This is a genomic window from Zeimonas arvi, assembly GCF_008039575.1.
GTDB classification, from domain to species: Bacteria; Pseudomonadota; Gammaproteobacteria; order Burkholderiales; family Burkholderiaceae_E; genus Zeimonas; species Zeimonas arvi.
Genome location: NZ_VDUY01000001.1, coordinates 740936 through 767172 on the forward strand (window position 1 = coordinate 740936; position 26237 = coordinate 767172).

Genomic DNA, 26237 nt, shown 5'->3' on the forward strand with positions numbered 1-26237 from the left:
CGTTGACGGCTTGGTTGATCGGGGTCTTCGGATCCGGCGAGACGGTGCAAAAAAAAACCGCCGGGCTCGCCGGCGGTCTTCATCGGATTCGGTTCAGTCCTGCTGTCTACGAACGCGCTCCCGACTCGTCCCGCCGCGGGCGGAAAAAGCCGAAAAAATAAAAAAAGTAGAACGCGATGCGGTGCAACATGACGAATCGAGTGTATGCCTTAGCCTGCCGCCGCGCAAGTCGGGGCGCGCCAGTCGGTCACTTCAGGGTCATCTCGACGCCGACCGCCGGCCTGTCCTCGGCCTCCCCGGTCGACGTCGGCGCGGTCACGAACAGGCGCCCCGGGTCGACCTTGCCCGCCCCGGCCAGCCAGTCCTTGGCGGCCTGCGCCCGCCGGTTGGCCAGCTCGCGCAAGGCGCCGTCGGGAAGCGCCACCGCGGCGACCAGCTCCTGCTGCATCCTGTAGGCCGGCGGTCGGTCTTTCTCGGCCGGGGCCGGCACGCGCCCCATCAGCCAGGCCTGCGCCAGCAGCACGGGCCGCTGGGTCTCGGTGATCGGCTGCTTCTCGTCGGTGCCGTCCAGGGCCTTGCGGATGCGCTTGAGCCGCGCCTCGAGCTGCGCCTGCTGCATCGCCATCCGGTCGACGGCAGTGGCGCGCCCGGCGATGTCGAGCTTCAGGCCCGGCCGCTCGGCCAGCGCCTTGGCCAGCGAGCCCAGCCGCTCGCGCGCCTTGTCGCCGAGCGCCACGTCGGCAGGCGCGAAGTCCAGCGTGGACAGCTCCTCGCCCGCGCCGCCCACCAGCCCGGCGATCAGCGAGAACGGCGCAGTGACCGCCTTGACGATCAGGTTGCCGATGATGCGCAGCACGATGCCGGCCACGCTGAACTGCGGGTCGTCGAGCGAGCCGCTGATCGGCAGCTGCACGTCGATGACGCCGTTGCGGTCCTTGAGCAGCGACACCGCGAACAGCACCGGCAGCTTCAGCGCGTCGGGGCTGTCGACCGGCTCGCCGAAGCTCAGCTGGTCGAGCACGATCTTGTTCTGGGCGGTGAGCTGGCCGGACTCGACCCGGTACTCGACGCTGGCCGACAGCTTGCCCTTCTGGATGCCGTAGCCGACGTACTTGCCCGAATAGGGCGAGAGCGCCGGCAGGTCGATGTCGTGGGCGTCGGCGCGCACGTCGAGAAAGAGCGGCTCGCCGATCGGATCGATGCGGCCGGCGATCTTCACCGAGCCGGTGTTGTCGATGCGCCCGTCGAGCGACAGCTCGGCCGGCTGGCCGGCGCGCATCTCGCCGACCGACCCCCGCAGGCCGGTCAGGTTGGCCGAGTAGTTGGGCTTGATGAAGTAGTCGCTGAAATCGATGTTGCTGTCGGCCACCTGGATGCGGCCGATGCGCAGCGGCGGCGGATCGGTCTTGGGCAGCGCAGCGCTGCGCGCGGGCGCGGCATCGGCCCCGCCCATCGGCGGACCGTCGTCGGCGCGCGGCGCGTCGCCGGCGGCTGCCGTGCCGCCTGCCGCCGCGGCGCCGGGCGCATCGCCCCCGGGCGCCCCGCCGCCCTCGCGGTCGACCACGTCTTGCAGGTTGAAGCGGCCGTTGGGCTGGATGACCAGCCGGGACCGCAAGCCGTCGATCTCGATGTCGCCGAGATCGACGAACAAGGGCGAAAGCGTCACCCTGGTGGACGAGAGGCGGAGCGACTTCCAGCCGAGCAGGTCTGCCGGGTCGGCGCCCTCCCGGACCATCTCGGCGGGGATGGCGGCCGCGGCCTCGCCCTTGAGCCGCGCATTCAGGTCGGCCACCGAGACAGCGCCCTGCCACTGGCCGCGCGGCGCGCCATCGGCGCCGAAGTCGAGCTGAAGCTTGCCGTCGGCCGACAAGGCGCCCGAGACCAGATTCGCGTTGACCGCGGGCGGCAGCCAGGCCTGGGCCGCCGGAATCGGCAGCGCGCGGGCCTGCAGCGCCAGCGCGAGCGCGCCCGTGGTCGGCACCACGGTTCCGCGGGCGGACAGCCGCCCGCCCTTGTCGACGCGCACCGCGACCGACACCGGCACGGGCGAAGTCCCGTCGGTGGCAAGGCCCTGCGCCTCGATCGCAATGCCGCCCAGGCGAAGCGGCGGGTGCCGCTGGCCACCCGCCGGCGCATAGGCGAGCTCGACCTCGGCGCCCGTGACCGCAAGCTTGCCGATCGTGGCCTGCCAGGCGGCATCGTCGCGCCCGTCCCGAGCGGCGCCCCTGCCCTGCCTGCCGGCGTCGGCCGAACCTGCCGAGGCGGACCTCCCGGCTTCGCCCGCCCCACCGTCGCGCCACCAGCCGGCCGCATCGAGCGCGCCGCGGGCATCGCGCCTGAGCGCCAGCTTGCCGCCGTCGAGCAGCGCCGAGTCGAGGGTCACCCGGCGCTTGCCCGGGTCCACGCCGACGCCCTGGACCTCGAGCTTGCCGATGCGCGCCACCTCGCGGGCGGCGTCGGCCAGGACCAGCGAATCCACGCGCAGGCGCCCGTCGTTCAGCTGCCAGCCGATCGCCTCGGCCTGGCTTGCGCCCGCCTCCGGCTTCGCGCCCGCGTTCCCACCCCCTTCCGTCGCCTGGCCGGACCGGACCCGGTAACGCGTCGAAACCGCCAGCTTGCCCTCGCGCACTTTCAGCGCGAGCGCCGGGCCGGCGAGCCAGGCCCAGCGTGCGACCGAAATCTCGTCGAGCGAAGCCTCGCCGTCCATCGCGAACGGCGCGATACTGAGCTTCGCGTTCGCGGCCAGGACCTCGCCGTCGGCGGTCCGGCCCGAAAACTTCAGCTGCGCCGGCTGCTGCTGCGGCAGCCCGAAGCCGTCCAGCGCGATGTCGAAGGGCGCAAGCGCGACCCGCAGCGGCTGCGGCGTGAAGGCCTGGTCGTCGAAGGCCAGCCGCCCATGGTCGATGGCGATCGTGGCGATTGACCAGGCGAAGCCGCTCCCGTCGGCGGCGGTCGCGCCCTGTGCGGCCCGCCGCTCGAGCGCCGAGAGGACCGGGTCGAGGAAACGCGCCTCGCCGCTGCGCCGCCCGATCGCGATCTCCGGCCGCGACACCGCCAGCCGGTCGATCGACAGCCGCGACGCGATCAGGTCGAAGTCGATGCCGGTGGCCTCGGCCGCGGGCAGCTTCAGCAGCGGCCGGTCGTCGGGCTGCCGCAGCTCCACGCCGCCCAGCGATCCGCTGCCGCGCACCGTGACCGCCGCCGGCGCCGACTCGGGCGCCCGGAAGCCCAGGGTGAGCTCGCTGGCCAGCTCGGCGGACACCAGCTTCACCGGCAGCGGTTCGGGCAGATGCGGCAGCAGCCGGGTCAGGTCGAAGGACTGGAGCGAGACCTGCAGCTCGCCGGTGGGTTCTGCCGCGAACGGCAGCATCCGGCCGCGGGCGCGGATCGGCGCACCATCGAGCGTGGCCTCGAAGCCCGGCTCGACCTCGATCGCCTGGTCCACCGGCAGGCTCGACGCGAAAGGTACGCGCAGGCCGATGTCGGTCACCGCGTGGCGGGCATCGAGCTTGCGATCGTCCAGGCCCACGCTGCCACCGGAGAGCTCGATGTTCGCCACCGAAAAGCGGAAAGGCCCGGCGTCTTCCTGCGGCGCCTCGGGCCCGCGGGCGCCGAGCCGCTCGACGATGTCGGCGCCGTCGTAGACACCCTCGGCATCGCGCGCCACGAACACCGCGGGCTCGGCGAGCTTCAGGCGCTCCAGCACCGGCGCGAGGCGCCGGAGCGAACGCCAGGACAGGTCGGCCTCCAGCAAGGCCAGCCGGGCATGACTGCGGGCCGGGCCGCCGGCGCTGCCGTCGCTCTGCTCGCCCACCGTCAGCCCGTGCAGGCGGAAGACCAGCGCATAGGGCTCGATCTCGATTCGTTCGACGCTGGCTGGCCGCCCGGTCAGCTCGGCCAGCTGGCTGGCGATGGCGTCGCGCAGCAGGCCCGGCGCGACGAAGCGCAGCACGATGCCCCAGAGCGCGACGAGCGCCACGACGATCGCCAGCGCCCTGAACCAGCGGCTGCGCAGCCAGCCGCGGCGAGCGGGCGCTGCCGGAGGCTCGGCCGAGGAGGCCCCTTCGCCGACGGGCGACGCCGGCGCGGCGGCCGGCCCGGGCTTGCCGTCAGGCGGTGCCGCCAACGGTGAGCCCCTCGATCCGCAGCGTGGGCTGGCCCACGCCGACCGGCACGCTCTGGCCGTCCTTCCCGCAGACGCCCACGCCCGGATCCATGCTCATGTCGTTGCCGATCATGGTGACGCGGGTCAGCGCATCCGGACCGTTGCCGATGATGGTGGCGCCCTTGACGGGGTACTGCAGCTTGCCGTTCTCGACCCACCAGGCCTCGGAGGCCGAGAACACGAACTTGCCGTTGGTGATGTCGACCTGGCCGCCGCCGAAGTTCACCGCGTAGAGCCCGCGGTCGATCGACGCGACGATCTCGGCCGGATCGCGGTCGCCGTTGAGCATCAGCGTGTTGGTCATGCGCGGCATCGGCAGGTGCGCGAAGGACTCGCGCCGGCCGTTGCCGGTGGCCGGCACCTTCATCAGCCGGGCGTTCAGCGAATCCTGCATGTAGCCGCGCAGGATGCCGTCCTCGATCAGCACGTTGCGCTGCGTGGCGTTGCCTTCGTCGTCGATGTTCAGCGAGCCGCGCCGATCGGGAATGGTGCCGTCGTCGACCACGGTGACGCCCCGGGCTGCCACCCGCTCGCCGATGCGGCCCGAGAACACCGAGGAGCCTTTGCGATTGAAGTCGCCCTCGAGGCCGTGGCCCACCGCCTCGTGCAGCAGGATGCCGGGCCAACCCGGGCCGAGCACCACGGTCATCGTGCCGGCCGGCGCCGGGCGCGACTCCAGGTTGGTCAGCGCCGCGTGCACCGCGTCGTCCACGTAGCGCGCGATGACGGCGTCGTCGAAGTAGGACAGGTCGAAGCGCCCGCCGCCGCCGCCGTGGCCCTGCTCGCGGCGGCCGCCCTGCTCGGCGATCACCGTGACGGACAGCCGCACCAGCGGCCGCACGTCGGCAGCGATCAGGCCGTCGGATCGAGCCACCAGCACGACGTCGTACTCGGCGGCCAACCCGGCCATGACCTGGGTGATGCGCGGGTCGCGCGCGCGCGCGAGCTTCTCCACGCGGCCAAGCATCTCGACCTTCATCGCGGCCTCGTAGCTGGCGATGGGGTCGTCGGCCGGGTAGAGCATGCGCCCGCGGGCCGGGTTCAGCGTGGCGGCCACCTTGAGGCGACCGGCGCCGCTGCGCGCGATCGTGCGGGTGGCGCGTGCCGCCGAGAGCAGCGCGGGCCCGGTGATGTCGTCGGAGTAGGCGAAGGCGGTCTTGTCGCCCGACACGGCGCGGACACCGACGCCGCGGTCGATCGAGAAGCTGCCCGACTTGACGATGCCTTCCTCGAGGCTCCAGCCCTCGTTGCGGGTGAACTGGAAGTAGAGATCGGCGTAGTCGACCCGGTGCCGGAAGATCTCGGCCAGCGCGCCGGTCAGGTGGCCCTCGTCGAGTCCGGCCGGCTCGAGCAGCAACCGGCGGGCGATCGCCAGATGTTCGATGGAGGTGTCGATCGGTTTCATGGCCTTCATCCTACCCGAGCGGCCGGACGACGGCAGGCATGGCACCACCGCCCGGGCGGGCTCGGCGGCTCACGGCTTCCCGTGGCTCACAGGACCCGGTGGCCAAGCGCCGGCAGCGTGGCGCGCACCTTGTCGATCCGCTCGCGCACGACGTCGCCCACCACGACGCCCTCGCCCTCGGGCTGCACCTGCAGCACTTCGCCCCAGGGATCGACCAGCATCGTGTGTCCCCAGGTGCGCCGGCCGTTCTCGTGCAGCCCGCCCTGGGCGGGCGCCAGGACGTAGCACTGGTTCTCGATCGCGCGGGCGCGCAGCAGGGTCTCCCAGTGCGCGCTGCCGGTGGTGAAGGTGAAGGCAGACGGCACCAGCAACAGGTCCACCGGCGAGAGCGCGCGGTAGAGCTCCGGAAAGCGCAGGTCGTAGCAGACGCTCAGGCCGACGCGCCAGCGCCGGCCGCCTTCGTCGATGTCGAGCACGGTCGGCGTGCGGCCGGGCTCGATCGTGGCCGCCTCGTCGAAGCGCTCCTCGCCGTGCCGCAGCCCGAAGAGGTGGATCTTGTCGTAGCGCGCGACCCGCGATCCGTCCGGCCCGTAGACCAGCGAGGCGTTCCAGACCTTGCCCGGCCGGTGCGAGGCGAGGGGCACGGTGCCTCCGACCAGCCAGATCCGGTGCCGGCGCGCCTGTTCCGACAGGAAGGCCTGGAGCGGGCCGTCGCCATCGGGCTCGCGGATGGCCAGCTTGTCGCGATCGCTTCGCCCCAGCAGCGCGAAGTACTCGGGCAGCGCGACCAGCCGCGCGCCGGACTGCGCCGCCCGGGCGATCAGCGGCTCGACCGCGGCAAGGCTGGTGTCCACGGTGGCCGCCGACACCGTCTGCACGGCCGCCACGCGCAATGCGGCCGCCGCCTGCGCCGGGCCCGCGCCGCCTGTCGTCTGTCCTGTCGTCATCGCCTTGCTTCCTGTCCTGGAGTGCGGGGAACCGCGTCGCTCAATTGCCGGGCGGCGGCGCCTCGACCTGCGGCCGCGACTTCGTCGTGACCACCGGGTCCGCCCAGGAACCCTTCACCTCGTACTGCCAGGCGAAGATGTCCTTGAGCGGCTCGCGCAGCAGCCACTGCGCGAGAAAGGTCCCCAGCCCGATCGCCGGGTTGGCCAGCGCCGCGTAGGCCAGCGACGCGAGGCCGGCGTTGAGCTCGGGCCGCACCTCGACGACCAGGTCCTGGGTCTCGGCGGACAGGTCCGCCTGCCCGGTGATCTTCACCTGGGCGGTCACGCCCTTCATCGTGAAGTCGTCGGTCTGCGCGACCCCTTTCGAAACCTTCGCGCTGCCCGCAACCTCGTCGAAGGCGAAGCCCTCGGCGAACAGGTCGCGGAAGTCGAAGGCGAGCCGCCGCCTGAGCGATTGCAGGTTGAGCACCCCGATCAGCTTCGCGATGCCGGGATCGGTCTTCAGGAACTGGCCCTTGCCGAGCTTCAGCGACAACTGGCCGTTAAGCGAAGGATAGTCGATCGCGAACGGCGAACCGGTCCAGGCGATGCGCCCCGCCAGGCTGCCGGCGCCGGCGCGCATCGTGTCGCGATAGCCGTAGACATCGAGCAGCCGGCCCGCATCGTCGACGTTGAGCTCGAAATCGAGCGCCATGCCGCGGGGTTCGCCGCCGCGCGGCGAGCGCCAGTCGCCCTGGGCGCGCAGCGTCGCCGCCTCGTTGGCCACGCTCAGGGTCTCGACCCGCCAGACGGGCGCGGCCGCGCCGCCGGCATTCACCGCACGCAGGGCGAGCCGCCCCAGCCGGCGCCCGCTGAGCACGAACTCGTCGGCCGCGATGTCCAGCGCGGGCAGCCGCTCCGGCGGACTGTCCAGCAACGATGCGACCTCGTCGCCGCGGGCGCGCGGAATCTCTAGCCGGCCGAAGCGGGCGGTCAGCGTGCCGATCTGCTGGCCGGGCAGCGCGGCCCGCCAGGTGAAGAAACCATCCACCTGGCGCGAATGGACGTTGGCGCGCCAGAAACCGCCGCTGCGGGTCGCCCCGACCACGACCTCGCTCAGATCCTTGCCGGCCAGCCGCAGCTCCTGCGCGACCAGGGACAACTCGCTCGGCAGCAGCGAGAAGGCCTGCCCGGACTCGGTCGACTCGCCCTCCAGCGCCGGGCCGAGAACCGCAGCCCAGGCGTCGATGTCCACGCGCGGCGCCTGCAGCCGCACCGCGAATCCGGAGGCCGGCATCAGCGGCTCGGCGGTCAGCGCGAACACGCCGCGGCGCACCTTCATCGAACCCGAGGCCGGGTCGCGCTCGCGATCGAACACCAGGCGTACGTCGTCGCGCATCGCGATGCTCAGCGTGTCGCGCCGTGCGCCCGGGCCCTCGCCATTGGCGGCGCGCGCCGGCACGGTCTCGATCCGCAGGGGCCAGCGCTCGTCGGCCTGCTTGGCGAAGGGCGCGGGCAGACGCGTCGACAGGCCGGCGAGATCGGACTCGATGACCATGGCCGGCACCTGGCCGCGCACGTCGATGTCGGCGCGCCAATCGGTCGCGCCGTCCAGCGCGCGGGTCAGCGGGTTGTCGGCCAGCCGGCGGATGCCGTCGGCCGCGGCCCGCCCGCTCGCGCGCAGGGCCAGGCGGCCCGCCTCGGTCGTCTCGCCGTCGACCCGCACCGCGCCGCCCAGGAAGACCCCGCTCATGCCCCGCAACGCGAGCGAGTCCTCGGTGAAGGCCAGTGTGCCGGCCACGCGCGAGAACGGAGGGATCGCGGTGTCGAGGACCAGGTCGTTGCCGTCAAACTGCACGCTGCCCGCGACCCGGGTGGCCTCGACCTCGTCGAGCGGAATGTCGAGATTGAGCCGGAGCCCGGCCGAGCCCTTCACGTCGATGCCGCGGCTGAAGTCGCCGATCCGGTTGCGCAGCGGGCTCTCGTCGATGAAGCGAAGCATGTCCTGCGCCGGTCCGTCGCCGCTGCCTTCGATACGCAGCAGCGCCTCGCGATACTCGGCGATCGTGGCCCGGGTGCGACCCAGCGTCACGCCCCAGATCTGGCCGGACTGCGCGTCGATGTCCATGCCCGCGCCCTCGAAAAGCAGGCGGCCGCGGATCTTCTCGATCGCCGGCCAGCCCGGGGCATAGGCCAGCGTGGCGTCGCGCAGTGCCGCCTCGATCCGGAACAGGCCGGTGCCCGGCGTGCGGTACGGGAAGTCGCGCAGGTCCCCGCGCAGCACGAAGCGCACGTCGTCGGAGCGGCCCGCGCGGATCGCCCGCGACACCCAGTTGCGCACGTCCGCGGAGATCTCGAGCGGCAGGTAGCGCGCCACCCGGGTCGCGTCGGCGCGGCTCAGGCTGCCGCTCAGGTCGACCACGCCCAGGCCCTTGCCGCCGCTGGTGTAGCGGCCCGAGGTCTCGCCCGCGGCATCGGCCGCCGCGAAGCGCATCTGCTCGATGTCGACCTCCACGGGAGCCGGCGAGCCGCCCTGCGCCGGCAGCATGCGCCAGGACACGCGCGCGTCGATGGCCTCGAGCGGGATCGCCGGCTCGGCGAACAGGCCCGGAAAGACCAGCACCGCCGTGCGGCCGGCGGCATTGAGCCGGCCGCCGGCCTCGTTGAAGCTCACCGAACCCGACAGATTCCTGAACGAAGGCAGCCCCAGTTCGCCCGGCGCGGGAGCCGGGGCCTCGCGCGCGAGGGACAGGCCCTCGAAGCGGGCCTCGATCGCGTAGCGCAGCGGCGCGCCGCGCCAGGCGAGGTCCAGCCGCTCGACCACGCCGTCGGCGCGGATCGCCGCCAGCCGATCGCGCAGCGCATCGGGCCCGGGCAGGCGCTGCGCGAGCGCGAGCAGCTTGCCCGCGTCGAAGCGATCGAACGCGAGCTCGCCGCCCTGCAGGCCCGCCTCGGCATCGAAACGAAGCGCCTGCATCGCATCCGGCAAGGCCCTGAGCACCAGCCCGTCCTCGACGACCGCCTCCAGCCGGCGCAAGCGCAGCAGCGACTCGCCAGTGCGCTCGCGGCTCAGCTCGGCCTCGAGATCGAGGCCGGCGATCGGGAGCGGGCCGTCGGCGAGCGCGAGCTCGGCGTCGACCGCGGAGAGCTTGAGCAAGGCGTCGACCGGGGCGCCCCCCTCGAAGCGGGTCCAGAGGCGGGCCGCGGCCCTGCCTCGGCCGAATTCCACGCTCGGCGGCGGCGCGTCCGTCGTTTCGCCGGCGCGCTGCTCGCGCACGAGGGCGCCCAGGCGCAAGTCGCGCGCAAGCGCGCTCACGGCAGGCAGTTCCACCTGCGCCACCGCCAGGTGCAACTCGCCCGTCCAGCGGCGCCACTCTGCGAGCGGCGCGAAGGCCGGGCGATGCAGCTCGATCGCCGCGTCGACGCCGCTGCCCAGGCCCGGGACCTGCGCGACCTTGAGCGACAAGCGGTGCCGCCGCCCGACGGCGCCCAGCACCAGGTCCGCGCCCGCCAGCTCGAGCACGCGGCCGGAGACCCGATCGATCCACTCCAGGTCGACGCCGCGCAGGGCGACCAGGCGCTGCGCGAACAGCCAGTCCGCGCCGCCTGCGCCGCTTCCGACCTTCCCGGCGTCGGCCAGGTCGAGCTCGATGCCGCCCACGATGAAGCGGCCGGGGGCGAGCCGCTCGACGCGCAGCGACGGCGCCTGCACCTCGAGCCGCGCGAAGCGGACCTGCCCGGCCGCCAGGCTGCCGAGCGACAGCGCCGCGTGGATCCGATCGACCGAGAAGGCCGGCTCGCCGCTGGCGTCGAGCACCGTCACGCCGTCCACGTCGAGGGAAGGCCGCAACCCGTCGAAACCGGCGCGCACCGCGCCGATCTTCAAGGGCCTGCCGACCGACTCGGCGAGCACGCGTTCGACCTGCGGCAGCCACAGCGCCGTATTCGGCCAGACCAGGTAGCGCAGCGCGAGATAGCCGAGCCCGGCCACGAAGTAGGCGATGACCAGCAGCCAGGCCAGCGCGCGAAGCAGCCGGGTGCCGGCCGGTACACGTTCGGACGAGGCGGAGGAACTCACGGGGTCGGTCGGTGGCTGCGGCCGGTTTTGCGACAATGGGCGAACGGAACGGCGGTCTCCTCCGGGGACGAGACGCCTGTCCGCTAGCATAACCGGCCGGAACCGGCGTCGCCGGCGCCGCCGACACAAGGAAGTTGCGGTCGATCATGCGATTCGAAGCGGAAGGCCTCTCCAGCTACTTCAGGCGCTCGCTGGTCTCGCTGGGCGCGAGGCTCGGCGAGCGGGCCGCCGCGGACCGCCTCGAGGCCCTGATCGGCGCGCCGCTCGACGCTGCCGCGATCGACCGCCTGCTGGCCGCCGAGCTGGCCGGCGCGGACTTGCCGATCGAGACCGCCCTGCGCCGGGCGCGGCAGTGGCTGATGCTCGGCCTGATCGAGCGCGACCTGCGCGGCGCCGCCAGCCTCGACGAGGTCTGCAGCGCGATGACCGCCTTCGCCGGCGTGGCCACCGGTCACGCGATGCGCGACGCGGCGGCCACGCTGCTCGCCCGGCACGGCCGGCCGCTGGACGGCGAGGGCCGGCCCCAGGACCTGCTCGCGGTCGGCATGGGCAAGGCCGGCGGCAACGAGCTGAACGTGTCCTCCGACCTCGACCTGGTCTTCGTCTTTCGCGCCGAGGGCGAGACCGAGGGCGTCGAGGGCGCGGGCCGCATCGCCAACAGCGAGTGGATGCACAGGCTGGCTCGGCGCACGATCGCCGCACTCTCCGAGCTCACCGCAGACGGGTTCGTGTTCCGGGTGGACACCCGGTTGCGCCCCAACGGCGATTCGGGCCCGCTGGTCGTTCCCTTCGGCATGCTCGAGACCTACTTCTACGCGCAGGGCCGCGAGTGGGAGCGCTTCGCCTGGCTCAAGGGCCGGGTGATCGCCGACTCCGGCGTGGCCGGCGCCGAGGCCCGGGCCGCCGACGAGCAGGCGCTCGAGCGGATCGTCGATCCCTTCGTGTTCCGGCGCTACATGGACTACGAGGCCTTCGCCGCGCTGCGCGACCTGCACCGGCTGATCCGCCAGGAGGTCGCCAAGCGCGCGGCCCGCGACCCCGAGGCCTCCGACGTCAAGCTGGGCCGCGGCGGGATCCGCGAGATCGAGTTCACCGCCCAGCTCTTCCAGGTGGTTCGCGGCGGCCGCGACCCCGGCCTGCGCGACCGCGGCACCCGGGTCACGCTGGCCGCGCTGGCCGAGCGCGGCCTGCTGCCGGCCGACGAGGCGGCCACGCTGGACCGGGCCTACCGGCTGCTGCGCCGGACCGAGCATGCGCTGCAGTACCGCGACGACGCTCAGACCCACCGTCTGCCCAGGGACCCGGCGGTGCGCGCCGACGTGGCGGCGATGCTGCGGATGTCGCCCGCCGAGTTCGATGCCGCGATCGCCGAGGCCACCGACTCGGTGGAAACCATCTTCGATCGCCTGCTCTCGCCGGCCGCGGGCGCCGCGGAAGAGCCGCCCAGGGAGGGCGCGCCGACCCCCGCCGAGCTCGACCCCGAAGTGGCCCGCCGCTTCGACTCGCTGCGCGCCAGCCCGCGCTACGCGGCCGCCAAGGCCAGCACCCGCGAGGCCATCGAGCGCTTGCTGACCGACGCGGTGCGCCTGGGCAGCGGCAACTCGGGGCTGGTCCGCCTGGTGGATCTGCTCGAGTCGGTCTGCCGCCGGCCGGCCTACGTGGCGCTGCTCGCGCAGTTCCCCGAGGCCTTCGAGCGGGTGCTGCGCATCCTCGACTGGTCGAAGTGGCCGGCCGACTACCTGATGCGCCACCCGGTGGTGCTCGACGAGCTGCTCGACGGCGAGCTGCTCGAGCCCACCGACTACGACGCCTGGGCGGCCGAGCTCGCGCAGCGGGTCGACGCGGCGCGAATCGACGACCAGCCCGACGTCGAGCGCCAGATGGACATCGTGCGCGAGGCGCACCACGCCCAGGTGTTCCGGCTGATGGTCCAGGATCTCGAGGGCCGCCTCACCGTGGAAAAGGTGTCCGACCACCTGAGCGAGCTGGCCGACCGGGTGCTCGACCTGGCGATCGGCATCGTCTGGTCGCAGCTGCGCCACCGCTTCCGCGAGCGGCCGCGCTTCGCCGCGATCGCCTATGGCCGGCTGGGCGGCAAGGAGCTCGGCTACGCCTCGGACCTGGACCTGGTCTTCCTGTTCGACGACGACGACGAGCGCGCCCCCGAGGCCTACGCGCTGCTCGCCCAGCGCCTGTCCGGCTGGCTGTCGACGCGCACCGCCGCCGGCCTGCTCTTCGAGATCGACCTGCGGTTGCGGCCCAACGGCGCCGCCGGCCTGCTGGTCTCCACGCTGCCGGCCTTCGAGGCCTACCAGCGCCACTCGGCCTGGCCCTGGGAGCACCAGGCGCTGACCCGCGCCCGCTTCTGCGCCGGCGATCGCGCGATCGGCGAGCGCTTCGAGGCCATCCGCCGCGACATGCTCGCCCGGCGCCGCGACCTCGCGAAGCTGCGCGAGGAGGTCGTCGCGATGCGCCGCAAGATGCACGACGGCCACCCCAACCGCAGCGAGCTCTTCGACCTGAAGCACGATCTCGGCGGCATGGTCGACATCGAGTTCATCGTCCAGTACCTGGTGCTGGCCCACTCGGCCGACCATCCGCCGCTGCTCGAGAACCGCGGCAACATCGCGCTGCTCGGGATGGCGGCCGGGGCTGGCCTGATCGACGCCGGCCTGGCAGACGCCGTGGCCGACGCCTACCGCCGCTACCGCCGGCTGCAGCACAAGCTGCGGCTCGACGACGCCGAGTACGCGCGCATCCCGCCCGACGACGCGAAGGACGAACGCGCCGCGGTCACTCAGTTGTGGCGCGCGGTGCTGGGCGCCGACCTGCGCCCGGGCTGAAGGCCCCTAGCTCAGCACGAAGAACACCGCCACGCCCGAGACCAGCGCGGCCAGCGCGTTGCGCGTGGACCGGCTCACCACCGCCACCGCGACCGCCGAGAGCACGCGCGGATCGACGAAGCCGCCCCAGGCGAAGCCGGGCGCGCGCAGGATCGGCTGCAGGATCTCGGGGGCCAGCAGCGCCACCAGCGCGGCCAGCGGCGCGTAGCGCAGCGCCCGTTCGAGGGTGCCGCGCGGCTGCCAGTCGCGCGGCAGCACCAGGAAAGTGTTGCGCAGGCCCACGATCACCAGCGCGAGCAGCAGGATCGTGGTCCAGACATCGAAGGCCGGGATCGAGATCGGCGCGGTCATCGCGGCTGCACTCCGGGATCCGGCCGGCCGGCGAAGCGCTCGATCGCCAGCGCCGCGGCCACCCCGGCCACGATCGCCAGGAACATGCCCAGCCGCCACGGCCAGTGCCAGCCGATCACCGCCACGAAGGCGCTGGCCGCCGCCGCGCCGATCGCCGGCCGCGAGGAGATCATCGGCACCGTGATCACCAGCATTGCGAGGATGCCCAGCCAGGCGTAGCGCGGGTCGGGCGGCAGGGCGGCGGCCAGGCCGATGCCGGCCAGCGACCCCAGGTGCCAGGCGAACCAGACCGGCAGGTTGTAGCCCATGTACAGCGAGATCCGCTGGGGCGGCGTCTCGCGGGCGCGACGCATCTGGTAGAGCGCCATGCCGGAATCGCTCATCAGGTAGCCCCAGAGCAGCCGCTTGCGCAGCGGCAAGCGACCGATGTCGCGCGAGACCGAGGCGCTGTAGACGATGAAGCGCAGGCCGGTGAGGATCGCGGTGAGCGCGATCATCGCCTGCGAGGCGCCGGCCGCCATCAGCGGCATCGCGGCGAGCTGCGTGGTGCCCGAATAGACCAGCAGCGACATGCCCAGCGCCTGCGGCAGCGTGAGCCCCGACTGGATCATCGCGATGCCGGTCACCAGTCCCCAGCTGCCGGTGCCGAAGGCCGAGGGCAGCACCGCCCGGAATGCCTGACGCCGGTGCTGGCGGCGCAGGCGCGCCACGCCCGGCGACGGGCCGCGCCGGCCCGCCCGGCTCACGCCGCCCCGCTCACGCCGGCCGAGGCGCCGCGGGCGGCGCGGCGCGGCCGAGGCGCCAGCCCTTTCGGGCGCCCAGCCAGAGCACCGAGCCCAGCACGAAGACGACCGCGGGCAGCGACAGCAGATTCAGGATCGACCAGCCGTTCACGAACAGCAGCGCGCCGGAGCTGGCCGACGAGGTGACCATCACCCCGAACACGCACAGGTCCATGAAGCCCTGGACCCGGTTCTTCTCGGCGGGCCGGTAGGCCGAGGTCAACAGCGTGGTGCCGCCGGTGTACATGAAGTTCCAGCCCACGCCCAGCAGGAACAGCGCCGAGACGAAGTGCATCAGCTCGACGCCGGACAGCGCGATCGCCACGCAGGCCAGCATCAGCAGGCAGCCCGCCACGATCACCTGCAGCACGCCGAAGCGCGCGATCAGCGCCCCGGTGAAGAGCCCCGGCGCGAACATGCCGACCACGTGCCAGGAGATCACGAAGGCGGCTTCCTCGTAGGGCAGGCTGCAGACCTCCATGGCCAGCGGCGTGGCCACCATCAGCAGGTTCATCACGCCGTAGCCCAGGGCGGCGCAGACGATCGCGACCCAGCAGGCCGGCTGGCGCAGGATCTCGGCCAGCGGCCGGGCGGCATCGGCGCCGGCCGCCGCAGCCTGCCTGGCGACCGGCAGGCGCAGCAACTGCGCGAGCAGCAGCGAGGCGAGCGCAAAGGCGACCAGGGTCAGGTAGGTGCCCGCGAACTGCGCCGGCAGCCAGGTCCGCGACCAGGTCGACAGCGTGGGGCCGATGATGCCGCCCGCAATGCCGCCGGTGATGACCAGCGAGATCGCGCGCGCCCGGAAGTCGGGCCGGTAGGCGTCGGCCACGTCGGCGGCGGCGAAGCGCAGGCTGGCGCCGAAGGCGTTGTACAGCCCGCAGACGAAGGTGGCGAGGCAGAGCAGCCAGAGGCTGCCCACGGTGAGCGCGAACCAGCCCAGGACGGCGCCGGCCATGGCCACGATCGAGCCGACCGTGTAGCCGGCCCGCCGGCCGAAGCGGCGCATGAAGCTCGCGGCCGGCATCGCCCAGAAGGCGCCGCCCAGCACGTAGCCGGTCACCGGCAAGGTGGCCAGCAGCTTGTTGTCGGCGAGCTGCAGGCCGGCCAGCCCGTTGACCGCGATCAGCGTGACGTTGTTGGTCAGCAGCAGCGCCTGCATCAGTGCAAGCAGGCCGACCTGGAAGCGGAGATTGGCGAACATCGGTCAAGTTTAGCCGCCCGGCCATCAGGGGATAAAATGTCAAGTTGACCCGGAATTCCGGAAGCTCGCGGCCTCGTCGCGCGGGCCCGGTCCGGCACCATCCAAACAGTCCCTCTGGAGAGATTTCCATGTCGATGGCCGACCGCGACGGTCTGATCTGGTACGACGGCAAGATGGTCGATTGGCGCGATGCCAAGCTCCACGTGCTGACCCACTCGCTGCACTACGGCATGGGCGTCTTCGAGGGCGTTCGCGCCTACAGGACCGACTCGGGCAGCACCGCGGTCTTCCGGCTCAACGAGCACACCCGTCGACTGTTCAACTCGGCCAAGATCTTCCAGATGAAGCTGCCGCACTCGTTCGACGAGATCGTGCAGGCGCAGAAGGACGTGGTGAAGGCGAACAAGCTCGAGTCCTGCTACATCCGCCCGATCGCCTGGATCGGCTCCGAGAAGCTGGGGGTGTCGCCGCGCGGCAACACGGTCCACGTGGCGATCGCAGCCTGGTCCTGGGGCGCCTACCTGGGCGAGGAAGGCCTGTCCAAGGGCATCCGCGTCAAGACCTCGTCCTTCAGCCGGCACCACGTCAACGTGTCGCTGGTCCGCGCCAAGGCCAGCGGCTACTACATCAACTCGATCCTGGCCAACCAGGAGGTCACCGCCCACGGCTACGACGAGGCACTGCTGCTCGACACCGAGGGCTACGTGTCCGAGGGCGCCGGCGAGAACGTCTTCATCGTGAAGGACGGCGTGCTGTTCACGCCCGACCTGGCCTCCTGCCTCGACGGAATCACCCGCAACTCGGTGATCCAGATCGCGAAGGACCTGGGCATCGAGGTCCGCGAGAAGCGGATCACCCGCGACGAGATGTACTGCGCCGACGAGGCCTTCTTCACCGGCACCGCCGCCGAGGTCACGCCGATCCGCGAGCTCGACGACCGCCCGATCGGCGAAGGCCGCCGCGGCCCGGTCACGGAGAAACTGCAGACCGTCTTCTTCGACATCGTCGCCGGGCGCAACCCGAAGTACGCCGGCTGGCTGGCGCCGGTCTGACGGAGACGCAGCCATGTCCGCCGCCACCGATAGCACGGCCATCGTCGAGGTCGAGGGCAAGAACCTGCCGGTTCATTGTCCGAATCCGAAGATGCCGGTCTGGTCGTCGCATCCGCGCGTGTTCCTCGACATCGTGCACACCGGCGAGGTCAAGTGCCCGTACTGCGGCACCCTGTACCGGCTGCGGCCGGGCACGGTGATCAAGGGACACCACTGAGGAACCTGGCGCGCAGGCCGCCCTTGCCGGCGGCGCGCGCCACCGGCCCATGCGAACGCTGATCGTCGCCCCGAACTGGATCGGCGACGCCGTCATGTCGCAGCCGCTGCTGGCGCTGCTGCGCGCGCAGCAAGCCGGCGCGCCGATCCACGCGCTCTGCCCGCCGCACATCGCCCCGGTCTACCGGGCAATGCCCGAGGTCGACGCGGTCATCGAGTCGCCGAACGTGCACGGCAAGCTCGACCTGGCCGGTCGCTGGCGGCTGGCGCGCTCGTTGCGAGCCGCCCGCTACGCGCGCGCGGTGGTGCTGCCGAACTCCGCCAAGTCCGCGCTGGTGCCCTGGCTTGCCGGCATCCCGCTGCGCATCGGCTATCGCGGCGAGGCGCGGCGGCTGATGCTCAACCGGATGCACGAGGACCGGAGGCAGGGCGCCGAGCGCCCGCCGATGGTCGATCACTACGCCGCGCTCGCCTTCGAGCCGGGCCGCGCGCCCGACGGCCCGGTTGCCGATCCGAGGCTGACGATCGATCCGGCGCTCGCGCACGCGGCCCGAGAGCGGCTGGCGCTGCCGGCCGGAGCCCCGCTGTTCGCGCTGTGCCCGGGCGCCGAATTCGGGCCGGCCAAGCGCTGGCCGGCGCGGCACTTCGCGGGTCTGGCCGATCTGCTGCGCGCGGCGTGGCCCGAGGCCGAGGTGGTCGCGTTGGGCGGTCCCAGGGACCGGCCGATCGGCGACGAAATCGCCGCGCAGAGCCGCGCACGGGTGCGAAACCTGTGCGGCGACACCACGCTCGCCGAAGCGATGGCCCTCTTGTCGTCGGCCGCCGGCGTGGCCTCGAACGACTCGGGGCTGATGCACGTGACCGCTGCCTTCGACCGGCCGATGGTCGCCTTGTTCGGGTCGTCGGACCCCCGCCACACACCGCCGCGCTCGCGGCACGCGCGGGTCGAATGGCTGCACCTCGACTGCAGCCCCTGCTTCGAAAGAGAATGCCCGCTCGGCCACCTCGACTGCCTGAACCGGATCGAGCCGGCGCGGGCAATGCGCGCGCTGCGGGCCGCCCTGGCCGGGTAGGTCCGGCAGTCCACGACCCCGAAGGAAGCCCCGATGCGCCGCAGCCCGCTTTTCGACACCGCCGAATCGGTCGAGGAAGCCTTCTACGACGCGATGCGGCGCGGCGACCTCGAGGCGATGATGGCGCTGTGGTCGACCGAGGACGAAGTGACCTGCATCCATCCCGGCAGCGCCCGCCTGATCGGCCTCGACACGATCCGGGCGTCCTGGGAGTCGATCTTCTCCGGCGGCGGCGTGACGGTGCGCACGCGCGACGTCGCGGTCCAGAGCAGCGGCGTGGTCTCGGTGCACAACCTTATCGAGCAGATCACGATCAACGGCCGGACGGGCAGCCAGGTGGTCGAGTGCGTGGTCACCAACGTCTACGTGAAGGGCGCGGCCGGCTGGCGGGTCGTGCTTCACCACGGATCTCCCGCCGCCGAGACCGAGCCCTCGGCTCCGGCCGGGGCCGTGCTGCACTGATGCGCGCCCGGGACGGCCGCCGCGACGGCTACCGGCCTCCGCGCTGGTTGCGCGGCCCGCACCTGCAGACGATATGGCCGGCCACGCTCGCGCCGAAGCCGCCGGTGCGCTACGTCCGCGAGCGCTGGGACACGCCCGACGGCGACTTCATCGAGATCGACCTGCTCGCCGACGATCCGCCGCGCGGGGCGGTCCACACCGGCGGATCCGGCCCGCTTGCCCGCCATGAGGTCCGGCCCTTCGTCGTGCTGTTCCACGGCCTCGAGGGCGACTCCGACAGCCACTACGCCCGCTCGCTGATGGCGGCGCTGCCCGCGCGGGGCTGGCGCGGCGCGGTCGCGCACTTCCGGGGCTGCGGCGGCGCGCCGAACCGGCTGCCGCGGGCCTATCACTCGGGCGACTCCGAGGAGATCGACTGGATCCTGCGCCGCTTCGCGGCGGGCCCCGCACGCGGCGCGCCGCTGCACGCGGTCGGCGTGTCGCTGGGCGGCAACGCATTGCTCAAGTGGCTGGGCGAGCGCGGCGAGTCGGCGGCCTTCGTGCGCTCGGCGGCAGCGGTCTCGCCGCCGCAGGATCTGGCCGCCGGCGCGGCGGCGCTGGCGCGAGGCTTCAACCGCGTCTACACCGCGAACTTCCTGGTCACGCTCAAGCGCAAGAGCCTGGCCCAGCTCGATCGCCACCCCGGCCTCTTCGATCGCGAGCGGGTGCTGGCCGCCCGCGACTTCTTCGACTTCGACGACGCGGTCACCGCGCCCCTGCACGGCTTCGCCGGCGCGCAGGACTACTGGCGGCGCTCGTCGTGCAAACCCTTCCTGCGCGGCATCCGCGTGCCGACCGCGATCGTCCACGCGTACAACGACCCCTTCCTGCCCGCCGGCGCGCTGGCCGGCCCCGCCGAGGTCTCGGCCGCGGTGCGCCTCGACTACTCGGCCGAGGGCGGCCACGTGGGTTTCGCGACCGGCGTGCCGCCGGGCAGGCTCGACTGGCTGCCGGCGCGGCTGCTCGAGCATCTCGATCCGGAGCACGGCGATGGATGAGCAGGTCCTGAAGGCCATGGCCCGCTGGCCGAACGTGCCGGCGGTGCATGGCTGGCTGCGCCTGGACCGGCGCGGCGGCTGGCATCTGATCGACCGCGGGCAGGAAGGCTTCGACGAGTCGCGCGACGGTCGGGGCAGCCCGATCACCAGTCCGCCCATCGTCGAGTTCATTCACCGCAACTACGCGCACGACGATCTGGGGCGCTGGTACTGGCAGAACGGGCCGCAGCGGGTCTACGCGGACCTGGACGCGGCGCCGCTGGTGTTCAGGGTGTTCGGCGAGGGCCGGGACGCGCGGCTGGTCGCGCACACCGGCGAACCGGTATCGCGGGTGGACGCCGGCTGGGTCGGGCCCGACGGCGAGGTCCTGCTGGCCACCGACCTGGGGCCGGGGGGGGTGCACGACCTGGACCTGGGGGCGCTGGCGATCGAGGAGCGCGGCGACACCATGGTGCTGGCTCTGGGCGGCAGGGAGATCGCCCTGGCGGAGACCGCCGACCCCGCCGGCACGCTCGGGTTCGTGATGCGGCCGCGGCCCTAGGATCGGGTCCGTCGCGCCTCCGTCCTCAGCGTCGCTCCCGCTCCTCGCGCTCGCGCAGGTACTCGCGCTCGAGCTCGCGCAGCCGTGCGTCGACCTGCGAGCCGGTATAGAAGTCCAGCGTGCCCGCCTGGCGCGCGCGCCTGAGCTGGTCGATCGCGGCCGGCAGTCCCCCGAGCAGCGCGAAGTGCTCGGCCGACGCCCGATGCGCGCGCGCCGGCTCGCCGGCGCCGTTCCAGGCATCGGCCAGCAAGCGCCAGAGCGTGGCGTCGGACGCGTGGATCTCGACCGCCTTGCCCAGCATGTCCGCCGCAGCGCGATGCTCGCGCGCCGCGATCAGCGCCTGCGCCTTCACGCGAATCAGCGCACGGTTCGAGGGCTGCTGCGCCAGCGCCGCGTCGGCGAGCTCGCGCGCCCGCACCGGCTGGCCCGCGTCGAGCGCGATCTGCGCAGCCAGGCGCTCGATCATCGGATGGGCGCCGGCCCGCTTGCGCGCCTCGGCCAGCGCCTCGCGCGCCCGAACCGGATCGCGCTGGGCATTGCGCACCGTGGCCAGGCCGAACCAGCCGGCTGCCTCGTCGATCGTGCGCTTGCGCAACTGGCGCTCGAAGGTGGCCGCCGCCCTTGCCAGCGTGTCGACGTCGCTGCCGGCCAGCGCGCGAAGCTTGGCCTGCACCAGCAGGAAATCGATGCTGTCGGCGTGCTGGCGATAACGGGTCTCGCGGAGCCGGTTCTGGATGTCGGCCATCCGCTCCGAGGTGACCGGATGGCTGCGCAGATAGTCGGGCGCGCCGTTCTCGTAGAGCCGGCCGGCCTGCTGCAACCTGCCGAGGATGGCGACCATGCCGTTGGCGTCGTAGCCGCCCTCGCGCAGCATGTCCAGGCCGATCCGGTCGGCCTCGCGCTCGGCCTCTCGCGAGAATCCGAGCATCTGCTGCTGGGCCACGGTGCTGCCCAGCGACGCGACGCCCAGCGCGGCCTGCGGATTCGAGCTGGCCGCCAGCGCCGCGAGCACCAGCGACGCCAGCATGACCACCGAGGCCTGCCGGTCGCGCGCCAGCATGCGCGCGATGTGGCGCTGCGTGACGTGGCCGATCTCGTGGGCGATCACCGAGGCCAGTTCGGATTCGCTCTGGGCCGCCACGATCAGGCCGCTGTGCACGCCGATGAATCCACCTGGCAACGCGAAGGCGTTCAGCGTGCCGTCGCGGATCAGGAAGAGCTCGAGGCTGTAGCCGGCCGCGGGCGCAGTCGACGCGAGCCGGGCCGCGAAGGCGTTCAGCCAGTCGGTGACCTCGGCATCGTCGGCGATCACCCGCTCGCGGTGCATGTCGCGAACGATCTGCTCGCCGATCCGGCGCTCCATGGTCGGCGAGAGCTCTTCGGCCCCCGCGTCGCCCAGGCGCGGCAGGTTGGCCGACTGCGCCAGCGCGACCGGCTGCGCGAACGCGACCGCCGCGGCGACCAGCACCGCGGCCGCTCGTCGGAACGCGGCCATGGAAAACAAGGACAGGAACCCCGGACTCAATGCTGAACCTCGCCGCGCCGCCGCCGGCCCCATTGCCCGGCCGCCTGCGGCGCATCGCATTGTTATGATAGTTCCCGGACGAAGTCGACCCATGAAACAGACCCTTACCCATTTCGATGCCGCCGGCCATGCCCACATGGTCGACATCGCCGACAAGGCGGTCACCCACCGTGTGGCGGTGGCCCGAGGCAGCATCCGCATGAAGCCCGAAACCCTGGCGCTGGTGAAGCGCGGCAGCGCGAAGAAGGGCGACGTGATCGGCATCGCCCGCATCGCGGCGATCCAGGGTGCCAAGCGCACCGCCGACCTGATCCCGCTTTGCCATCCGATCCCGATCACCCGGGTCGCCGTGGAACTCGAGATCGACGAGGCCGCCAGCACCGTGCACTGCACCGCCACCGTGGAGTGCGACGGCAAGACCGGCGTGGAAATGGAGGCGCTGACCGCGGTCCAGGTCGGGCTGCTCACCGTCTACGACATGTGCAAGGCCGCCGACCGGGGCATGGTGATCGAGCAGGTGCGCCTGCTCGAGAAGCACGGCGGCAAGAGCGGGAGCTTCGTGGCGGCCTGACGGGGGGCGCGGCCCGGCACCGCTCGCGGTCGGCCCCGCCGCGCCGAACGTCGGCTCGCGCTTTGCGCGCCGCCTCGCCCATGGTCGGATGCCAGGCGCAGCATGCAGGCGATCCGGAAGCTGCCGCGACGCCCCCCGAACCCTTGACCGACCCGCTCGTACCAGGAACCCCGACATGAAGCGCTTCCTCTTCGCGGCCGCGCTGGCCGCCGTCACGACGCCGGCATTCGCGACCGATGTCGGTGTGTCGGTCAGCATCGGCCAGCCCGGCTTCTACGGCCGGCTCGACATCGGGAACTTCCCCCGGCCCCGGCTGCTCTACGCCGAGCCGATGATCATCGAGCCGGTGCCGGTCGGCGTCGTCCGGCGTCCGGCCTACCTGCACGTGCCGCCGGGCCACGCGAAGAACTGGCGCAAGCACTGCCACAAGTACGGCGCCTGCGGCCAGCCGGTCTATTTCGTCGACGAGGGCTGGTACAACGACGTGTACGCGCCGCGCTATCGCGAGCAGGCGCGGGGGCGTCACATGGACGCGCGCGACGACCGCCGTGTGGAGTACCGCGGCGACTATCGCGACGATCGCCGCGGGCGCGACGACGATCGCGGCCGCGGCAAGGGCCGGGGCGACGACCACGGCAAGGGCAACGGCAAGGGCCGCGGCCACGATCGCTGAGCCGGGTCAGAAGCCGTTGCGGGCGCCCGAGTCGATATCCTGCCGGCCGATGACGCCGTAGACCTGCTTGCGCCGAGCCGCGCCGCCGCAGACCAGCACCGCCTCGGCGCGACGATCGTCCAGCGCGGCGCGCGCCTCGCGCAGCGTGGCGTGCATCGCCACCGTGGCGAAGGCGGGCAGCTTTCCGGGCAGCGCCATGGGCGCCGCCTGCGCGCCCGGATCCGCCGCCGGCCCTGCTTCGTCCTCGGCCTGCAGCCCGAGCGCCCCGGCGGCCAGCACGCCGACCACCGCCTCGCCGTCGACCACCACCAGCCAGTCCGGCCTGCCGACCCGCGCGCGATCCAGCGCCGCCGCGTCGGCGTCGCGCGCCACGACCGCGTAGCGCCGGCTCATCACCGCCCCGACACCGGTGCGCTCGAGCGCCTGGGCAATCGGATCGAAGCGGAAGTCCATGCCCCGCGAGCGCAGGATGGACACGAACATCGGGTCCTGGCGAAAGGCCACCCGCGCGACCAGGAAGGCGGTGATCACCGCGACCATGCCGGGCAGCATCGTGTTGGGGTTGGCGGTCAGTTCCAGGATCGCCATCAGCGCGGCCAGCGGAGCCTGCAGGCTGGCGCCCATCATCGCCACCATGCCGAGCGCCGCGTAGAAGGCCGGCGAAGCGCTGGCGTCGGGCACGATCGCGTGGCCGACGATGCCCAGCGCGCCGCCCGCGGTGGCGCCCATCACGATCATCGGACCGATCAGCCCTCCCGGCAGGCCCAGGCCGCCGCAGGCGATCGTGGCCACCAGCTTCATGGCGGCGATCAGCGCCAGCGCGCCCAGCCCGATGCCGCCGATCAGCGTGAGCTGCACCGTGTCGTAGCCCAGGCCCATGATCTCGGGCGCGACCAGCGCGCACAGGCCGCAGAAGGCGCCGGCGAGCGTGGTGCGCAGCACCAGCGGCAGGTGGCGGAAGCGCTCGTCGACCTCGCGCACGCCGGCCACGTAGGCAGCGGCCATGCAGCCGACGACCGCGCCCAGCAGAGCGACCCAGGGCAGCTCGAGCAGCGAGACCCGCTGCAGCCCGGGCACCGCGAAGGCCGGGTCGGGGCCGTAGGCCAGCCAGCTGAGCGAGGTGGCCGCAACCGCCGAGAGGATCACCGGCGCGAAGCCGAGCAGCGTGTACTCGAGCATCACCACCTCCATCGCGAACACGACGCCCGCGATGGGGGTGTTGAACGAGGCGGCGATGGCGCCGGCCACGCCGCAGGCGACCAGCGTGCGGATGCTGTTGTTGGGCAGGCGCATCCACTGGCCCAGCAGGCTCGCGCTGGCCGCCCCGACGTGGATCACCGGGCCTTCCCGGCCGACCGAGTGCCCGGAAACGATCGAGATCGCGCCGCCGAAGAACTGCAGCACCGCGTTGCGCCAGGGCAGGCGCCCGCCCTGCGAGGCCAGCTGCGCCATCACGTGCACCGGGCCGACCTGGCGCGCACCCACCGCGAACATCCGGAACAAGAGGCCGATCGCGAGGCCGCCGGCAATGGGCAGGCCCAGCCGCCATTCCCAGGACAGCGCCTCGAAGCGCTCGGCATTCGGCATGACGCCCGCCAGCACCAGGCTCCATTCCGTGAGGAGACGGAAGGCGACGATGACCGCGCCGGTGACCGCGCCGGCAGCCACGCCGAGCAGCGACAGGCCGAGCAGCGCGTCGGCGCTCGACAGGTAGACGCGGAAGTCGTCGAAGGCCGCGCGCGAGGCGGCCCCGCCTGACCGCCCGCGCTGCCGCGCGGCGCCAGGTCCGGACTGCTTGCTTGATGAAGGCGCTTCCGAGGGCAAGGCTCTCCCCTGCAAGGGCGGGCGCACCGCCCGGCTGGAAAAGCCCGATGCTAACGCCCCTGCGTGTCCAGTCGCGCCATGTTGTCGAGCAGCTTGAGCAGGTAGTGGATCGCGTGGGCCATGTCGTCGACCGAGAAGCCCTCGAGGGCCCGGGCGTAATAGGCCTCGATCTTGGGCTGCGCCAGCACGGTCCAGACGCGTCGCCCGGAGGGCGTCATCGTGATGCGCCGCGCACGGCGGTCTTGCCCGTCGGGCGCGCTGGCGAGATGACCGTCGCGCTCCATCCGGCCGATCAGGCCCGAGAGGTTCTGGCGGCTGACCATCAGGTAGCGCGCGAGCTCGTTGACGGTCATCCCGTCGCCCGCCTGCGGCCTGGACAAGGCCCCGAGCACCGCCCACTGCTGGGTGGTGAGCCCTTCCTCCTCCACCGCGCGTGTGCCGGTTTTATGCAACATATTGGCGCACTGGTACAGACGGAAGAAGAGACGGTTGGCGAGATCCATGCGCGTGGCATCGATCGCGCCACCCGCCGGAATGTGCCCCGAATCGGTGTTATTGCTCTCTGTCTTCATGGCTCGTCTCTTGGTCATCGCGCACCCGCCCGGAACGGAATGAGCCTCGGGGAAAACGCTTGTCTTGATCGATCATATCAGTCAATATATTGACATACAATTCCGACCAGACCCCGGTTCCCGGCCAGGACATGCCGTGGAGCCCCATCCATGAAGGAGGAACCCTTGAACGCATTCGAAGGCAAGACCGTGATCGTCACCGGCGGCGGCGGCGGCATCGGCGGGGCGACCTGCCGCCGCTTCGCGAAGGCCGGCGCCCGGGTCGCGGTGCTCGATCGCAACCCCGAGGCTGCCGGCACGGTGGCCCGCGAGATCCAGGCCGCCGGCGGCGCCGCTGCCGCGATCACCTGCGACATCACCGACCGCGCGAGCGTCGATGCGGCGGTGGCGGCCGCCTCCGGGCAGCTCGGCCCGATCGACGTGCTGGTCAACAACGCCGGCTGGGACATCTTCAAGCCCTTCACGAAGACCGAGCCCTCGCAGTGGGACAGGCTGATCGCGATCAACCTGGTCGGCGCGCTGCACATGCACCACGCGGTGCTGCCCGGCATGGTCGAGCGGCGGCGCGGCCGGATCGTCAACGTGTCGTCGGACGCGGCGCGTGTGGGCTCCTCGGGCGAGGCGGTCTACGCCGCCTGCAAGGGCGGGCTGGTCGCCTTCTCCAAGACCATCGCCCGCGAGCACGCCCGCCACGGCATCACGGTCAACGTGGTGTGCCCCGGCCCCACCGACACCGCGCTGTTCGCCGACTACAAGGAAGGCGCGGGCAACCCCGAGAAGCTGGTCGAGGCCTTCACCCGCTCGATCCCGCTGGGCCGCATCGGCCAGCCCGACGACCTGCCCGGCGCGATCCTCTTCTTCGCGAGCGACGACGCCGCCTACATCACCGGCCAGGTCCTGAGCGTCTCCGGCGGCCTCACCATGGCCGGCTGAGGATGCG

The 26237-nt window shown here is 72.5% G+C and carries 20 protein-coding genes; 10 read left to right on the forward strand and 10 right to left on the reverse strand.

Features of this window, described 5'->3' with window-relative positions:
• Positions 1-247: 247 nt before the first annotated feature.
• The 4 genes from FHP08_RS03450 to FHP08_RS03465 form a co-directional block, all read right to left on the reverse strand.
• Positions 248-4126, reverse strand: a complete 3879-nt coding sequence (locus FHP08_RS03450; RefSeq protein ID WP_147702881.1) for a DUF748 domain-containing protein — start codon at positions 4124-4126, stop codon at positions 248-250.
• The gene (tldD, locus tag FHP08_RS03455) at positions 4110-5570 is read right to left on the reverse strand and encodes a metalloprotease TldD (protein ID WP_147702882.1); all 1461 of its coding nucleotides are present in this window, start codon (positions 5568-5570) and stop codon (positions 4110-4112) included. The genes FHP08_RS03450 and tldD overlap by 17 nt, the downstream gene beginning before the upstream one ends.
• Positions 5571-5656: 86 nt before the next feature.
• Positions 5657-6517: a carbon-nitrogen hydrolase family protein gene (locus tag FHP08_RS03460; protein ID WP_147702883.1), complete on the reverse strand. Its 861-nt coding sequence runs from the start codon at positions 6515-6517 to the stop codon at positions 5657-5659.
• A gap of 40 nt (positions 6518-6557) precedes the next feature.
• Complete coding sequence (locus FHP08_RS03465) at positions 6558-10574, reverse strand: YhdP family protein (protein WP_187272150.1); 4017 nt, start codon at positions 10572-10574, stop codon at positions 6558-6560.
• Positions 10575-10720: 146 nt separating this feature from the next.
• Here FHP08_RS03465 and glnE point away from each other — a divergent pair, with 146 nt between their 5' ends.
• Positions 10721-13417 carry a bifunctional [glutamate--ammonia ligase]-adenylyl-L-tyrosine phosphorylase/[glutamate--ammonia-ligase] adenylyltransferase gene (gene glnE / locus FHP08_RS03470; RefSeq protein WP_147702885.1) on the forward strand — a complete coding sequence of 899 codons (2697 nt, stop codon included), beginning with the start codon at positions 10721-10723 and terminating at the stop codon, positions 13415-13417.
• A gap of 6 nt (positions 13418-13423) precedes the next feature.
• On the opposite strand, the gene FHP08_RS03475 is transcribed toward glnE, so the two are convergent.
• From FHP08_RS03475 to FHP08_RS03485, 3 genes are read right to left on the reverse strand one after another with little or no spacing between them, the layout of a single operon-like run.
• Positions 13424-13768, reverse strand: a complete 345-nt coding sequence (locus FHP08_RS03475) for an AzlD domain-containing protein (RefSeq protein ID WP_147702886.1) — start codon at positions 13766-13768, stop codon at positions 13424-13426.
• Complete coding sequence (locus tag FHP08_RS03480; protein WP_187272151.1) at positions 13765-14514, reverse strand: AzlC family ABC transporter permease; 750 nt, start codon at positions 14512-14514, stop codon at positions 13765-13767. Before FHP08_RS03480 ends, FHP08_RS03475 begins: the two co-directional genes overlap by 4 nt.
• Positions 14515-14524: 10 nt before the next feature.
• Entirely contained in the window at positions 14525-15751 is a 1227-nt protein-coding gene (locus tag FHP08_RS03485; RefSeq protein ID WP_147702888.1) for an MFS transporter, read from the reverse strand.
• A 128-nt stretch (positions 15752-15879) separates the two neighbouring features.
• On the opposite strand from FHP08_RS03485, the gene FHP08_RS03490 reads away from it, so the two are divergent.
• Genes FHP08_RS03490 through FHP08_RS03515 form a run of 6 tightly spaced genes read left to right on the forward strand, consistent with a single transcriptional unit; the run spans position 15880 to position 20132 of the window.
• On the forward strand, positions 15880-16803 hold the full coding sequence (locus FHP08_RS03490) for a branched-chain amino acid transaminase (protein WP_147702889.1): 924 nt from the start codon (positions 15880-15882) through the stop codon (positions 16801-16803).
• 13 nt (positions 16804-16816) lie between these two features.
• Entirely contained in the window at positions 16817-17020 is a 204-nt protein-coding gene (locus FHP08_RS03495; protein WP_147702890.1) for a zinc-finger domain-containing protein, read from the forward strand.
• A 49-nt stretch (positions 17021-17069) separates the two neighbouring features.
• Positions 17070-18092: a lipopolysaccharide heptosyltransferase II gene (gene waaF / locus FHP08_RS03500; RefSeq protein ID WP_147702891.1), complete on the forward strand. Its 1023-nt coding sequence runs from the start codon at positions 17070-17072 to the stop codon at positions 18090-18092.
• Positions 18093-18125: 33 nt separating this feature from the next.
• The gene (locus tag FHP08_RS03505) at positions 18126-18554 is read left to right on the forward strand and encodes a YybH family protein (RefSeq protein ID WP_147702892.1); all 429 of its coding nucleotides are present in this window, start codon (positions 18126-18128) and stop codon (positions 18552-18554) included.
• Positions 18554-19591: a YheT family hydrolase gene (locus FHP08_RS03510; RefSeq protein ID WP_147702893.1), complete on the forward strand. Its 1038-nt coding sequence runs from the start codon at positions 18554-18556 to the stop codon at positions 19589-19591. Before FHP08_RS03505 ends, FHP08_RS03510 begins: the two co-directional genes overlap by 1 nt.
• A complete protein-coding gene (locus FHP08_RS03515; protein WP_147702894.1) occupies positions 19584-20132 on the forward strand; it encodes a DUF2946 family protein in 549 nt (182 codons plus the stop codon). The genes FHP08_RS03510 and FHP08_RS03515 overlap by 8 nt, the downstream gene beginning before the upstream one ends.
• 25 nt (positions 20133-20157) lie before the next feature.
• Here FHP08_RS03515 and FHP08_RS03520 read toward each other — a convergent pair whose 3' ends face one another.
• Positions 20158-21600 carry a M48 family metalloprotease gene (locus FHP08_RS03520; RefSeq protein ID WP_187272152.1) on the reverse strand — a complete coding sequence of 481 codons (1443 nt, stop codon included), beginning with the start codon at positions 21598-21600 and terminating at the stop codon, positions 20158-20160.
• Positions 21601-21748: 148 nt separating this feature from the next.
• Here FHP08_RS03520 and moaC point away from each other — a divergent pair, with 148 nt between their 5' ends.
• Complete coding sequence (moaC, locus tag FHP08_RS03525) at positions 21749-22228, forward strand: cyclic pyranopterin monophosphate synthase MoaC (RefSeq protein ID WP_147702896.1); 480 nt, start codon at positions 21749-21751, stop codon at positions 22226-22228.
• Positions 22229-22403: 175 nt separating this feature from the next.
• Entirely contained in the window at positions 22404-22901 is a 498-nt protein-coding gene (locus FHP08_RS03530) for a hypothetical protein (RefSeq protein ID WP_147702897.1), read from the forward strand.
• Between the two features lie 6 nt (positions 22902-22907).
• Here FHP08_RS03530 and FHP08_RS03535 read toward each other — a convergent pair whose 3' ends face one another.
• The gene (locus tag FHP08_RS03535) at positions 22908-24725 is read right to left on the reverse strand and encodes a chloride channel protein (protein WP_147702898.1); all 1818 of its coding nucleotides are present in this window, start codon (positions 24723-24725) and stop codon (positions 22908-22910) included.
• A 50-nt stretch (positions 24726-24775) separates the two neighbouring features.
• On the reverse strand, positions 24776-25228 hold the full coding sequence (locus FHP08_RS03540) for a MarR family winged helix-turn-helix transcriptional regulator (protein ID WP_222707813.1): 453 nt from the start codon (positions 25226-25228) through the stop codon (positions 24776-24778).
• 234 nt (positions 25229-25462) lie between these two features.
• Here FHP08_RS03540 and badH point away from each other — a divergent pair, with 234 nt between their 5' ends.
• Positions 25463-26230 carry a 2-hydroxycyclohexanecarboxyl-CoA dehydrogenase gene (gene badH, locus FHP08_RS03545; RefSeq protein WP_147702900.1) on the forward strand — a complete coding sequence of 256 codons (768 nt, stop codon included), beginning with the start codon at positions 25463-25465 and terminating at the stop codon, positions 26228-26230.
• The last annotated feature ends 7 nt before the right edge of the window (positions 26231-26237 follow it).